The organism is Actinosynnema sp. NPDC059335 (genome assembly GCF_042752395.1).
Lineage (GTDB): Bacteria > Actinomycetota > Actinomycetes > Mycobacteriales > Pseudonocardiaceae > Actinosynnema.
Map to the genome: position 1 here is coordinate 1 of NZ_JBHYXZ010000092.1, position 13678 is coordinate 13678.

Annotated in this window: 9 protein-coding genes; 6 read left to right on the forward strand and 3 right to left on the reverse strand. The window is 72.2% G+C overall.

Features of this window, described 5'->3' with window-relative positions:
• Window positions 1-162 precede the first annotated feature (162 nt).
• From ACFXGA_RS25765 to ACFXGA_RS25775, 3 genes are all read right to left on the reverse strand, one after another.
• Window positions 163-1278 (reverse strand): DNA cytosine methyltransferase, encoded by a 1116-nt coding sequence (locus ACFXGA_RS25765; protein ID WP_378091937.1) that lies wholly within the window; start codon window positions 1276-1278, stop codon window positions 163-165.
• Between the two features lie 164 nt (window positions 1279-1442).
• The gene (locus ACFXGA_RS25770) at window positions 1443-2588 is read right to left on the reverse strand and encodes a TRM11 family SAM-dependent methyltransferase (RefSeq protein ID WP_378091939.1); all 1146 of its coding nucleotides are present in this window, start codon (window positions 2586-2588) and stop codon (window positions 1443-1445) included.
• Between the two features lie 59 nt (window positions 2589-2647).
• The gene (locus tag ACFXGA_RS25775; protein WP_378091941.1) at window positions 2648-3727 is read right to left on the reverse strand and encodes a hypothetical protein; all 1080 of its coding nucleotides are present in this window, start codon (window positions 3725-3727) and stop codon (window positions 2648-2650) included.
• 689 nt (window positions 3728-4416) lie between these two features.
• Here ACFXGA_RS25775 and ACFXGA_RS25780 point away from each other — a divergent pair.
• From ACFXGA_RS25780 to ACFXGA_RS25805, 6 genes are all read left to right on the forward strand, one after another.
• Window positions 4417-5301 (forward strand): hypothetical protein, encoded by an 885-nt coding sequence (locus ACFXGA_RS25780; RefSeq protein WP_378091943.1) that lies wholly within the window; start codon window positions 4417-4419, stop codon window positions 5299-5301.
• 197 nt (window positions 5302-5498) lie between these two features.
• Window positions 5499-5798 (forward strand): pilin, encoded by a 300-nt coding sequence (locus ACFXGA_RS25785; protein ID WP_378091991.1) that lies wholly within the window; start codon window positions 5499-5501, stop codon window positions 5796-5798.
• A gap of 2 nt (window positions 5799-5800) precedes the next feature.
• Window positions 5801-7885: a hypothetical protein gene (locus ACFXGA_RS25790; RefSeq protein WP_378091945.1), complete on the forward strand. Its 2085-nt coding sequence runs from the start codon at window positions 5801-5803 to the stop codon at window positions 7883-7885.
• Window positions 7882-9009, forward strand: a complete 1128-nt coding sequence (locus tag ACFXGA_RS25795) for a PrgI family protein (RefSeq protein ID WP_378091947.1) — start codon at window positions 7882-7884, stop codon at window positions 9007-9009. The genes ACFXGA_RS25790 and ACFXGA_RS25795 overlap by 4 nt, the downstream gene beginning before the upstream one ends.
• The gene (locus ACFXGA_RS25800; protein WP_378091993.1) at window positions 9009-10937 is read left to right on the forward strand and encodes a VirB4 family type IV secretion system protein; all 1929 of its coding nucleotides are present in this window, start codon (window positions 9009-9011) and stop codon (window positions 10935-10937) included. The genes ACFXGA_RS25795 and ACFXGA_RS25800 overlap by 1 nt, the downstream gene beginning before the upstream one ends.
• Window positions 10938-10988: 51 nt before the next feature.
• Window positions 10989-13637, forward strand: coding sequence for a type IV secretory system conjugative DNA transfer family protein (locus tag ACFXGA_RS25805; protein WP_378091949.1), 2649 nt, complete (start codon window positions 10989-10991; stop codon window positions 13635-13637).
• Window positions 13638-13678: the final 41 nt, after the last annotated feature.

Genomic DNA, 13678 nt, shown 5'->3' on the forward strand with positions numbered 1-13678 from the left:
CGCCTGGCACACCGCTCAGGCCCGGCCAGCTACCATCCCGGCGGCACCGACCGCATCCAGGTAACAACCGCCTCGGGTTATCGGGGGAAGCTCAGCCACGGACGACTCCCTTCAGGCCCTATCGGACCATGCCTGGAAAGCCACCGGGCTACCGGGGGAAGCTCATTCGGCGAGGTCGTCGAGCAGCAGCGACACCGCGTGGGCGGCTTGCTGGGGAACCACGCCGTTGCCCAGCGCCCGCAGCTGCGCCGTGCGGGGCAGCGGGAGGTCGGTGACCCACCCGCGCGGTAGGCCCATGAGGTGTTCGACGAAGGCGGGCGCGAGCACCGGGCGTCGGTGGTTGCCGTGCTGGGTCGGGTGCGGTGCCGGGCGGCCGAGCACGGTTTCCCAGCGGCGGATCGCCGCCTCGTAGACACCCCAGTCGACCGGCTCGGACGCCGGCCGAGCGGTCGGCGTGTCGACCGGGCCGGACACCGCTACGAGGTGGCATCTCCTGCGTGGGCTTGGGTCGGGGTGCGCAGCCGCATGACCGCCGATGGCAGCATCAGATCGCCCTTGGAGCCTCGTTGAGCGGGGCATCCCTTCGTGCCGTCGGTGGCGCGCGGCGTGGGAAGCAAGGCCTCCGGTGCCACCAGTGGAAGCACCTGCTGCGACAGCGGCGGACGAAACCCTCGACCGGCCGCGCGGCCCGCCGTTCCGGTGTCGGAGGCCCGCGGGGTCGGCAACAACCGAAGCTCGTCCGGCGGCGTCGGGCCACCCTGTCCGCTCGCGACTGCGGCACTGTTCGACGAGTCGTCGTGCACGGTCGCCGTCTCCGCGACCGGAGTGGGGCACGCGGAGCCAGGCGAGCAGGAACACCCGCTCGCGGCGGTGGGCCGCTCCGACGTCGGAGGCGCGGACGCTACGCCATGTCGCGTCGTACCCCGCTTCGGCCAGGTCGCCGAGTACGCGGTGGAGTCCTCCCCCGCGCCAGCGAAGCGCGGCGACGTTCTCCACGACGACGAGCGCTGGTCGTAGTAGGCGAAGGCCCGCCACGATGTCGGTCCAGAGTCCACTGCGCGTTCCCTTCTCGATTCCCACGCGTTTCCCGGCCGCGGAGATGTCCTGGCACGGGAACCCGGCGACGAGTACGTCGATCGGCTCGACCACACGCCAGTCGATGTACCGCAGGTCGCCGAGGTTGGGAACGTCCGGCATCCGGACGGCGAGGATCTGTGTGATGTGCGGGTCGGGGTCGGCGACCCAGGCGATGCGGCCGCCGCCCAGTGCTGTCAGCACGCCGAGGTCCAGGCCGCCGTATCCGGTGCACAGTGATCCCACGACCGGACCGGACTCGACGCTTGCCGTCCCTCGTCCCGGCCCCGGTGTCATCGCCGGGGCCGAGGCAAGAGCGAGCGGACGTGCCGCCCGCGCACGGGGTGAGCGGGGTGAACTGTGCCGGGTCATGCTGCCCGGCCTCGCTGCACGGGACTGTCACCGACGTGGCCGGCGGACCGCGTCGAACGGAACGGTCCGAGGTTGGTCACACCTGCCGAGGACCCGCCTGCGTTCTTGTGCAGGGCGGTGCGGAAGACGAGGACGTCCTCGTGGGCGATCAGGTGCAGGGGCAGACCGGCCTCGCGCTGCTTGCGGATGAAGTCGCGCTGGAAGAAGCTGCCGCGGGCGACCAGGTCGGTGGCGGCGGCGCGGGCGAGCAGCGCGACGTTGCGCTCGACCGGGATCAGTCCGGCGGCGCGTCCGCAGGCGAGGATTTGGGAGGGCAGGTCGATCAGTTCGGCGTGTTCGCGCCAGGGGCGGATGGTGACGGCGATGTGCCCGCCGGGGCGCAGGAAGGTGCGCAGGGCGGTGAGGATGCGGGTGAACCCGGCCAGCAGTCGGTGGTGGCCGATGTTGGGGAGGTTGCCGCGGTCGAGGGTGTTGCCGTAGCGGTGGTGGTACTTCTGCACCCCGGCGCCCGGCGCGACCGACACCTGTCCGTGGGTCGACGCCCCGTAGGGCGGTGAGGTCACCACCAGCGCCGCCTGTCCTACGTACTCGTCCGGCAACAGCGTCACGAGCTGTCGGGCGTCGCCGTGGAACACCTGGGCGTCGTGGTCGATGCCGTGTTGCCGTGCGAGATCGAGGTTGGCGTAGGCGACGTCGACCCAGTGGGGTTCGTACTCGACGCCGACGGCGCGGCGGCCGAGGCGGACGGCTTCGACGAGGGTGGTGCCGACGCCGCACATCGGGTCGAGCACCAGTTCGCCGGGTCGGGTGTAGTGGGTGACGGCGTGCCGGACGACCTCGGGCAGCATCTTGGCCGGGTGCGCGGTCGACTCCGGGACGTAGGTGTTCTTGCGCTGGGTCTTCGCGTCGTTCTGCGCGGTGGTCCACACCGAGACCGCGGGCGGCTCGGACCTGTCGCCGCGCGGGCCGTCGCCCGGGGTCGTGTCCGCAGGGTCGTCCACGGCGGTGGGCGGTGCGTCGAGTGCGTCGGTGGGCGTGCGCGGGACGTGCCGGGTGGGCTCGTCGTCGATCGCGTCGGTAGTACCGGTCGAGGCGTTCGCGTCGGTGTCGGCGGAGGTCCGGGTGGTGTGATGGCGCGTCACGGGTATGCCTTCCTGGCGGTGCGGACGGAGTCGGTGGGAGTCGGACGTGCGCGGCGCGCTCATCGGATGTCTTCCTTCCGCACGGGGACGTCCGTGGGAGGTCGGTGGTCGTGGGGTTGGGCGAAGACGAGGACGTCGGAGTGGATGCGCCGATGGGGTGCGGGCAGCCCGCGTACCAGCGCGCGGTGCCGCGCACGGCCTTGTGCGTCGTTGGTGTCGGAGTGGTCCGACGTGCCGTCGCAGCCCTGGTCGCGTGCCGTCTCGGTGAGGTGGAGGCGGCCGTCTCGGACGGGTGCGTGGACGGCGACGATGTGCTGGAGGTAGAGCAGGTCGGCGTTCTGTCCGGCGGTCACCACGGTGCCGGTCGGATCGGTCAGCTCACCGCTCGTCCAGTCACAGTGGGTGAGCACTGCGAGGATGCCGCCTGCTCGCAACAGGCTGGTCGCCGCCGGTGCGACGAGGTCTGCCGCACGGACGCCGGGATGGTGCGGGGGCAGGCTGGTGATGACCAGGTCGGCGCTGCCCGTGGTCGTCGACCGGTCGTGCCGCGCGGTGGCTTCGATGGCGAACACCGGCGTCGTCGAGGTGGTCGCGGAAGCCGGGCCTGTGCCGTTGGCGAAGTCGGCGCGGAAGGGGCGGGAGGTCGGGTCGGTCACGGTCGGGGCGGTCGGGACGTGCTCGACGCGCACGGCCCGGTCGAGGTGTTCGATCGTGCGCACGGCGTCGGCGAGCTCGGGGTTCGGGTCGGTGCCCGGCGCGTGGTCGATGACGCCGTCGATCCCCGCCAGGACGGTTCCCGGTGGTTGTTCGTCGGTGGTGGGCCAGGTGAGCAGGACGACCTGTGCGGCGGGGTGGCTGAACGAGGTGACGATCCGCTCAACGAGTGCCGCAGGCCACGTGGCGTCGAGGTCGATCGGGTGTGCGGCGGTCCAGACGGTGGCCGGGGTGGGTGTTGAGGCCGAGCCCCGCGACCGGGAACGGGTGGTGTCGCCGATGGGTTTGGCGGGGCTGACGCGGGTGGTGGTCGGGGCGGTCGGCCAGGGGCGCCGGTCCTCGCCCCGCCGCCCGCCGGGGCGGGGCGAACTGGCGTTGGTGCGCCGTCGGGATGGGCGGCTGTCGGAATGCTCGGATCGGGTCACGGGATCCCCTCGCATCGCGGAGGCTGGTGCGCCCTGTCGGTGCAGGACGCCGACGACACCCGAGAACTCCGAAATACAGGCCCTCCGGGGACATGAGGTGAGCCACTTTGCCGAATGACTGCACAGCCGTGTTGGAACCGGCGACGGCTAACGCCTGTCTTCGCGCACGCCGGGAAGGGTTTTCACGCGGAACGGTGGCGGCGGTTTTTCGACAAGAAGGCGTCGCAGGCCCGGCTCGTCGCTTCCGCGCCGCTGTCTGCGGGACACCGCTATGACCGGACTGGTACCGGACCAGCACCGGGCGCGACGAAGTGCAGCTGGAGGGGCATTACCGCCGCGCTGTTGACGATCTTGGCGACGCAAAGTCGATGATCATTCTCACCGTGGAGGTGGATCCGCGGATGATCGGGGACGCGCCCGGCGGAGGATCGCCGGTACTTTTGCGGTACTAGTCCGGTACCAGTTCGGTAAGTGTTTGGTACTACCCGCTGTGGCGTCCTGGGCGAGTCGTTGTTCCGACTCGTTTCGGGAGCTGTTCCATGACTTCGTATGACATTGTTCCGCGTTCGGGTTTCGAGCGTGGTGACATGCCGTTGGACGCCGTCCGGTCGGCGTTCGAGTGGTTGGTCGTCGGCCCGCACCCGGTGGGTGTCGACGGCCGGTTGTTCCCCGGCCTGCCGGCGCGGCGGGTGCCGCTGGACGAGTTGCGCGACCGGCTGCTGAACCGCCGTTGCCCGCAGGCGCTGCGGGACGCGGTGTGGGCGCATGTGGTCCTGCTCGCCCGTACCGAGGGCGGCACCTGGACCGTCGGTGCGGTCGGTGTCGCGTTGCCCGCGCTGATCTCCATCGTCGCCACGCTCTCGGCGAAGTTCGCCGGCGATCCCCGTGACATTCACGCCGCCGTGCTCGCCGGGTTCGTCGCCGAACTCGCAGTGGTGGACCTGCGTCGGCCGCGCATCATGTTGCGGTTGCGGTGGGCGGCCTACCGCGCCGGCCACGCGGCCGTGCGCGAGGCGCTCGACCGGCCGGTGCCGTTCAGTCCGGGGTTCCGCTCGATCATGCCGCCGCCCCCGTGGGGGCACCCGGACTTCGTCCTGGCGCGCGCGGTCGCCGAGGGCGCCATCACCGCGGTCGAGGCCGAACTCATCGGTTCCACCCGTCTGGAGGGCGTGTCCCTGGTCGACGCCGCGGCGGTACGCGACCTGTCCTACCAGGCGGTGAAGAAGGCGCGCCGGCGTGCCGAGCACCGCCTCGTCGCCTACCTAATCGACGACACCGCCGACACCGCGCACGCCGGCGCGGGCCAGGACGATCCGGCGACCCGGGCGGTCGACTCGGCGGTCATCACCACCGCCGCCCGGCGCACGACCGGCACCGCCGGTTCGTCGCGCACCGTAACGGCCTTGCGGAAGCGCACGCCGCGGAAATCGCGGGATCGCATGTCCCCGCAGGACGGATTTTCCGGAGTTCACGGGCGCGGGAGGAGCTCGGCCTCCCCCGCGCCCACCACCTCCTCACCCGAGCCGCCGCAGCGGCCGTCGAGTTCGACTCCCGGAGCGTCGCGATGCGCCTGACCAATACCCCCCTCCTTCCTAACCACGTCGACAACCGACACGTTGACAGCCCCGCACCGGGCCACCACGGAACCAGCTCTCACATCCGTCCAACCACCTGCCCCGGTCCCGACCCGCGCGGCCGGCGAACCGCGATCCCTCCGACCTCTCCTGCGGTGCGGGGGCGCGCATTTCGTCGCGTGCCCGTGCTCACCACGATGGTTCTACTGGTGCTGCTCACCCCGGAGGCGGTCGCCCAGGCGGACACCGTGGTGCTCGCGATCGCAGGCACCGTGGACGAGGTCCTCAACAACATCCGCAACTGGTTGATGGGCATCCTCGCCGGGCTGGCGACGGTGTTCCTCACAGTGGGTGGCGTACGTCGGGTGTTCGGCGCCGGTGACCCGGGTGAGCAGGAGAAGGCCAAGCAGGCGTTCAAGTCGGCCGGGATCGGTTACGGCCTAGCCGCGCTCGCCCCGCTGGTCGTCACCGTGCTCCAGGGAATCGTGGGGGCCTGACCATGGCCACCGCACCCACCGCGCCGCACCAGCACCAGCACCAGCAGAACGCGCCCTCATCCGAACCCGAGCCTGCATCGCCACCAATCGGCGCCGCCACCGCCGGGCGGGCGGGCCGATGGCGACATCGCACCGTGGGGGTGGTGCTCACTGGGTGGGTGGTGCTCGCCGGTGTGGTCACGGCGCTGGCCTGCTCCGTGCTGTCGGCATCCGCCCAGCCCGCCGATCCGTGTGCCGGCCCGGGGCCGTTCCCTGTGCCTTGTTCTTCGCCGAGCATGACGGGCTCGTCGACGGCATCGCCGCCAACGACGGTGCCGTCCACGACAGCGCCGCCGAACCCGTGCCTCACTCCCCCGCCGGACCGGCCTTCGCCGCCGCAGTGCCTTCCCGCACCGACGACCTCGGCGCAACCCGTCGGCACGCCGACGGTCACCGCACCGGCGCCCCCGGCGGAGTCCGACTGCGGGATTCTCAACCCAGGCGCCTGCATCGGAGAGGGCATCGCGGGACTTCTGCACCTGCTGGTCGGCGAGTCGCTGAACGTCTTGTTGAGCTGGGTGGGCAGCAGCCTGCTGTCCACGCCGACACTGGCCGACCTGCCCCGTGTCGGAGAGATCTGGGAGCAGTCACGGCTGTTCGTGGTGGCGGTCTACTCGCTGCTGGTCATGCTGGCCGGAATCGTGCTGATGGGGCACGAGACCGTGCAGGCCCGCTACTCGGTCCGCGAGATCGCGCCACGCCTCGTGGTCGGGTTCCTGGCCGCCAACCTCAGCCTGATCGTGGGCGATCACGCCATCCGCCTGGCCAACGCCGCGACCATGGCCGTGCTCGGTGACGGGCTCGATCCGCAGACCTCGGGCAAGGCGGTCACCGAGCTGTTCGTCAGCCTCGTGGCCAACTCGCTGGTCACCGGCGGGCTGTTCGCCGGGGCACTGTCGGTGGCGCTCACCGTCCTGCTGGTCGCGCTGCTGGTTGGCTACATCGTCCGGGTCGCGCTCACGGTGATCCTGCTGGCCGGGGCTCCGCTGCCGTTGATGTGCCACGGCCTGCCCCAGACCGAAGGACTGGCCTACTGGTTCTGGCGTGCCGGGGCCGGGGTGCTGGGCATCCAGGTCGGCCAGAGCCTCACGCTGATCTGCGCGCTGAAGGTGTTCCTGCAACCCGGCGGTTTCCACTTCTTCGGCGCACCCACCGCCGACGGGCTGGTCAACCTGGTCGTCCTGATCGCGCTGGTGTGGATCCTGGTGAAGATACCGGGCTGGGTGCTGCGACAGGTCCAGGTCGGCGGCGGACGCCGGTCATTCGTTGTCGGGATGGCACGCGCGTTCGTCTTCGGCAAGGCGATGGGCCTGCTCGGCGGTCGAGGGGCAGGCGCCCGCGCCCCATCCGCAGCAGGCGGTGCGGGACTCGGTGCCCGCGCGCCGCGAGGGCGTGACCCGGTGTGGCCCGCGCAGGTGCGGGAGTGGGGCGGCATCGGCGGCGTGTTCAGCCCCGAGGCGATCGGACGTCGCCTGCACACCCACCACGCCCGGGAAGTCGCGCGGCGGCGCACAGTGTCCGGTCAACAGCACCTGCGGTTCCTCCAGCCCTCACCCCAGACACCGACGCACGACCTGGCCGGCTGGCACCCTGCGGGCAGCACCACCACACCCGTGTTCCGCGCCGCCTCCCCCGCCACCGACGACTCGTCGGAACCCGTCCAGCCACCGATCGGCACCGCAGCGGCACCCGTGTTCCGCACACCGGAAGAGGACTACCGTCCCCGGTCCGCGCCACCCCCGACGCGCGCCGCGCCCGTTCCACCCGAGCTACGGTTCCGCCCTCCCACCGACGAGGCTGCCGTCGCACCGGTCCGGGCGGCCGGACGCGCCGAGGCACCGGTGTTCCGACCGGCCTCGCCGCCACCGCCCGGTGCACATGGCCGACGCACCAGGACCCACACCCCCGCGCCCGTGCTGTTCCGGGCACCGGGTCCGCCCGCCACGCCACCGCCACCATCCGGTGGTCCGCCGGCGCGAAGTGGTGTTCCCCCGGTCCCTCCCGCACGCCCTGGGCGGCCGGCGCGTCCGGGAGGTGAGCAGCGGTGAGTCACCCCGTCCGTATCCCGGCCGATGTCGACATGCACGACCGCGTGCTCGGCCCGCTGACCGCACGCCAACTGGCCGTCCTCGCCGCCACCGCGACGGTGCTCTACCTGATCTGGGCGGCCACCCGCGCGTTCCTGCCGATCCCGGTGTTCGCGGCCTTCGCCGTCCCGGTCGGCGCGGCGGTGGCGATGCTCGCGATGGGCAAGCGTGACGGGATGCCGCTGGACACGCTGCTGCTCGCCGCCATCCGACAGCGCCTCGCCCCGCGCCACCGCGTCGCCGCCCCGGAGGGCGTGCGACCGGCACCCGCGTGGCTCACTCCGACCGCGGAACAAACCACCGGCGGCAAAGGCAAGGGCCGCGTCGAGCGACCCGGCCAGGTCTCCCCTGCGGCGCTGCGGCTGCCGGCCGAAGCGGTCACCGAGACCGGCGTGGTGGACCTGGGCGGTGACGGGTTGGCGGTGGTCGCGGTCGCCTCGACGGTGAACTTCGCGCTGCGGACCCAGAACGAGCAGGAGGCGCTGGTCGCCGCGTTCGGCCGCTACCTGCACTCGCTGACCGCCCCCGTGCAGGTGCTGGTGCGCACCGAACGGCTCGACCTGACCGCCCAGATCGCCGAGCTGCGCGACCGCGCGGGCGGGCTGCCCCACCCCGCGCTGGAGGCTGCCGCAGTCGAGCACGCCGACTACCTCGTCCAGCTCGGCCGACAGTCCGACCTGCTGCGCCGCCAGGTGCTGCTCGTGCTGCGCGAACCGCTCGACGGCACCGTCCCGACCGACGGTTCGGGCAGCCCCGGTTCGCTGGCGGTACTCGGTGCGATGGCGGGCATGCGCCGCAAGCGAACGGGAGGCGAGGCCGCTGCCGGGGTGTGGCGGGCGGCGGAGTCGCGCCTGGTGCGCCGCCTCGGTGAGGCGATCGACCTGCTCGCCTCGGCCGGGATCGTGGTCACCCCGCTGGATGCCGGGCAAGTGACGGCGGTGCTGGCCTCGGCGTGCAACCCCGACAGCCTGCTGCCGCCGTCCGCCGGGCTGGCCGGGGCGGACGAGGTCATCACCACGCCCGGCTCGGACCCCATCGACGACGTCGACGGCTGGGGCCACGAGGACGAGAGGGGATGGTCCTGATGGTCTCCCGTACCCGACGCGACCACAGCCGGGTCGCCCCGACGGCGGCGTTCTCCGCGGCGGCCGCGTTCACTCCCGACGCGCTGTCGGTCGCCGCGCGGCACGTGGAGGTCGGCGGTGAATGGGTGGCGTCCTTCGCGGTGGTCGGTTTCCCGCGCGAGGTACATCCGGGCTGGCTGGCACCGTTGCTGACCTACCCCGGCCGGCTGGACGTGTCGCTGCACGTCGAGCCGATCGACCCGGCCACCGCCGCCTCACGCCTGCGCAGGCAGCTGGCGAGGCTGGAGGCCGGGCGGCGGCACACCGCCGAGCACGGCCGCCTGTTCGACCCGCACGTCGAGGCCGCCACCGAGGACGCCTACGACCTGTCCTCCAGGGTGGCCCGCGGCGAGGGCAAGCTGTTCCGGGTCGGGCTGTACCTGACCGTCCACGCCACCTCGCAGAAGGCGCTGGCCGACGAGGTGGCCGCGCTGCGATCGCTGTGCGCCTCGCTGCTGCTGGACGCGAAGCACACCACCTACCGGTCGTTGCAGGGCTGGGTGTCGACCCTGCCGATGGGCCTGGATCTGATCGGGATGCGCCGCACGTTCGACACCTCGGCGTTGGCGGCGGCGTTCCCGTTCACCAGCCCGGACCTGCCCGCCGCCGACCCCACCTCGGTCGCGGCACCCTCCGGGGTGCTCTACGGCTACAACGTCGGCTCCCAAGGGCTGGTGCACTGGGACCGGTTCGGCGACGGGATGCACAACCACAACAGCGTGATCCTCGGCCGATCCGGCGCGGGCAAGTCCTACCTGGTGAAGCTGGAACTGCTGCGATCGCTGTACCGGGGCATCGAGATCGCCGTCGTCGACCCCGAGGACGAGTACGCCCGCCTGGCCGCCGCGGTCGGCGGCACCTACGTCCACCTCGGCGCGCGAGGCGTCCGCCTCAACCCCTTCGACCTGCCGATCCACACCCGTGCCGACGGCCGCCGCACCGCCCCGAAGGACGCGCTCGTACGCCGGTCGCTGTTCCTGCACACCGTCATCGCCGTCCTCGTCGGTGGAGCACTGGAGCCGACGGAGCGGGCGGCGTTGGACCGGGCGATCGCCGAGACGTACCAGAGCGTCGGGATCACCGCCGACGCGCGCACCTGGACCCGCCCGTCACCGACGCTACGGGCCTTGCGCGACCAGCTTGCCGGTGCCGGGCAGGCCGGTGACCGGGCCGCGGGCGAGCTGGCCGCCCGGTTGCACCCGTTCGTCGAGGGCGCGTTCTCTTCCCTGTTCGACGGGCCCAGCAGCGTCAACCCCGAAGGGCACCTGGTGGTGTTCAGCCTGCGCGACCTGCCCGACAAGCTCAAGGGCATCGGCACCCTGCTCACCCTGGACGCGGTCTGGCGGCGGGTGTCCAACCCGGCCATCCGCCGCCCGCGCCTGGTCGTGGTCGACGAGGCGTGGCTGCTGATGAAGCAGCCCTCCGGCGCCGAGTTCCTGTTCCGGATGGCCAAAGCCAGTCGCAAGCACTGGGCCGGGTTGACGGTGGCGACCCAGGACACCGCCGACGTGCTCGGCAGCGACCTGGGCAAGGCGGTCGTGGCGAACGCGGCGACCCAGATCCTGCTGCGGCAGGCGTCGCAGGCCATCGACGAGATCACCCGGACCTTCGACCTCTCCGCCGGGGAGCGCGCGTTCCTGCTCTCCGCCGACCGCGGACAGGGCCTGCTGTCGGCCGGGACGCAGCGGGTGGCGTTCCAGAGCATCGCCTCGCCGACCGAGCACTACCTGGTCACCAGCAACCCGGCCGAACTCGCCGCCTACAACGACACAAGCGACACCGGCGGGCCGGTCGACGAAGGCGAGGCCGCGTTCGTCGACCTGGGCTTCGACGGAGACGAGTTCGGCTCCGACACCGACTTCGACCAGGTCCATCTCGACGCCGCCTGAGCCGCGCGCACCACCACTTCCGCCGCACCTCTCCCGTGAAGGGATTCGTCCATGGCCTCCCGAACACCGACGTGGGTACCGCCTGCCCTCGACCAACCACCGACGACACCGCTCCTCGCCAGCGCGCCCACGCACTCGACGGCCCCTGTCGCCGCCGGGTGGCTGGAGGACTACCTGCGCGACCCCGGCGGTGCACTACTCACGCTCCTGGATCGGCTGCGGGACCTTGCCCTGGACTGGTGCCCGGTCGCGGTCCCCGTCCTCGCGGTGCTGGTCACCGGGATCGTGCTCGGCCGGCGGTGGTGGGCACGGCGCTGTCACGAGCTGCTGCTGGCCGACGCCCGTCAGGTCACGGTGCTCGCCCCGCCCACGGTGGATCCCGCGGGCGGGGCCGCGTTGTGGTCGAACCTGGTCGGGCTGCTGCGGCCCGGGTGGTGGCGGGCGTTCACCGGCCAGCCGCACGTGGCGTGCGAGTACCTGTTCTCCGAGGCCGGGGTGGCGATCCGGTGGTGGGTGCCCGGTGTCATCCCGCCCGGCTTGGTCGAACGCGCCGTGGAGGCGGCCTGGCCCGGCGCGCACACCCGTGTCGGCCCGGCCGAACCACCGCTGCCGGCACCCGGTGAGGGGCAACGGCGGCTGGTGGTGGGCGGAGAGCTGCGGCTGGCGCGCCCCGAGGCGTTGCCGATCCGCAGCGACTTCGACGCCGACCCGATCCGCGCCCTGATCGGCGCACCGGTCGAGCTCGGCCGCGAGGAGTACGCCTGCGTGCAGGTGCTGGCCCGCCCGGTCACCGGCCGCCGCGTCCAGAAGGCGCGCCGCGCCGCCCGGCAAGTCCACACCGGCTGCTCGACCCGCCTGGTCGGCCGCCTGCTCGACGCGATCACCCCCGGCACCGACAGCCGCTCCCGGCGTACGGCTGCGGCGAGGACGACGACCGGGGCACTGCACAGCGATCCGCAGACCTCGCTGGAGTACGCGGCGCAGAACCGAGCGATCGTGGGCAAGCAACGCGGCAGCCAGTTCGAGACGGTCGTCCGCTACGCCGTGGCGACCCTTCTGCCCGTCGACGCCGACGAGGGTGAGATCCGCCGGGTGCGGGATGTCGCCCGAGGCCGTGCGCACGCGTTGGCCGCGAGCTTCGCCTCCTACACCGAGCACAACCACTACACCCGCCACCGCGTCCGCCGCCCCGGTCAGGTGATCGCCTCCCGTCGTCTGGGACGGGGCGACCTGCTCTCGGTGCCCGAGCTGGCCGCGATCGCGCACCTGCCCACCGACGAGGCCATCCCCGGCATCCAACGCGCCGGAGCCCGCGCCATCGCGCCCCCGCCGGGCATCGTCACGCCGGGACCCGAGGCCAAGCCGATCGGGGTCACCGACACCGGCCACCAGCGCCCCGTCGCCCTGCGCGTCCCCGACGCCCGCCACCACCTGCACGTCATCGGCGCGACCGGCTCCGGCAAGTCGACCCTGCTCGGGAACATGATCCTGGCCGACGCCGAGGCCGGGCGCGGGATCGTGCTCATCGATCCCAAAGGCGACCTCGTCACCGACGTCCTGTCCCGCTTGCCGCGCTCGGCAGCTGATCGAGTCGTGATCTTCGATGCCGACAGCAAGGTCCGGCCGCCGTGCCTCAACCCCCTGGACGGCGGCGAGACCGACCTGACCGTGGACAACATCGTGTCGGTGTTCCGGCGGGTCTACTCGGCGTTCTGGGGACCGCGCACCGACGACGTCATGCGCGCCGCCTGCCTCACCCTGCGCAGCCAGGAAGGCGTCGCCACCTTGGCGGACCTGCCCAAGCTGCTGGCCGACGAGGCGTTCCGCAGCCGGGTCACCGCCGGGATCACCGACCCCGTGCTGCGCGGATTCTGGTCCTGGTACGAGGAACTCACCGACTCCTCCCGCTCCCAGGTTATCAGCCCGCTAATGAACAAGCTCAGGGCATTCCTGTTGCGGCCGTTCGTCCGCGACGCGATCGCAGGCGGACACTCCACGGTGGACATGGGTCGAATCCTCGACGGCGGGATCTGCCTGGTGCGCATCCCCAAAGGCTCACTGGGCGAGGAGACCACACGGCTGGTCGGATCACTGGTGGTCGCCCGGACCTGGCAGGCCACCACCGGGCGGGCCCGCACCCCGCAGCGGCAACGCCGGGACGCGAGCCTGGTCATCGACGAGTGCCACAACTTCCTCAACCTGCCCTACCCGATCGAGGACATGCTCGCCGAGGCCCGAGGGTTCCGCGTCAGCATGACTCTGGCCCACCAGCACCTCGGCCAGCTCCCCCGCGAACTGCGAGAGGGCATGTCGACCAACGCCCGGTCGAAGATCTTCTTCAACGCCGGCCCCGAGGACTCGCGCGAACTGTCCCGCCACACCGCACCGCGACTGTCCGACCACGACCTCGCCCACCTCGGCGTCTATCACGCCGCCGTGCGCCTGGTGCTGGGCGGCGAGCAAGCCCAGCCGTTCACCGTGCTCACCCAACCCCTCCCGCCCGCCGTCCCCGGACGGGCACGGGAAATCCGCGGCATCGCGCGCCGCGCAGCGCGGACTCACGCGACCGAGCCCATCACCGACGTGCCCGCAACCACCGGCACCCGGCCGCCTCGCGGCTCGTCGGACAGTTCCCGACCCGCGAACCGGAACGAGCCCGTCGCCCGCCCGCGTAGCGCCGACCCCCGACGCAACGGCTGACCTTCACCCTCTTCCCCTCTTCCACCGGCCATCACACCCCG

Excerpts from the sequence above, each read along its gene's own strand:
- ACFXGA_RS25800 (WP_378091993.1), top strand. The coding sequence starts at position 9,009 with ATGGTCTCCCGTACCCGACGCGACCACAGCCGGGTCGCCCCGACGGCG.
- ACFXGA_RS25790 (WP_378091945.1), top strand. The coding sequence starts at position 5,801 with ATGGCCACCGCACCCACCGCGCCGCACCAGCACCAGCACCAGCAGAAC.
- ACFXGA_RS25805 (WP_378091949.1), top strand. The coding sequence starts at position 10,989 with ATGGCCTCCCGAACACCGACGTGGGTACCGCCTGCCCTCGACCAACCA.
- ACFXGA_RS25785 (WP_378091991.1), top strand. The coding sequence starts at position 5,499 with ATGGTTCTACTGGTGCTGCTCACCCCGGAGGCGGTCGCCCAGGCGGAC.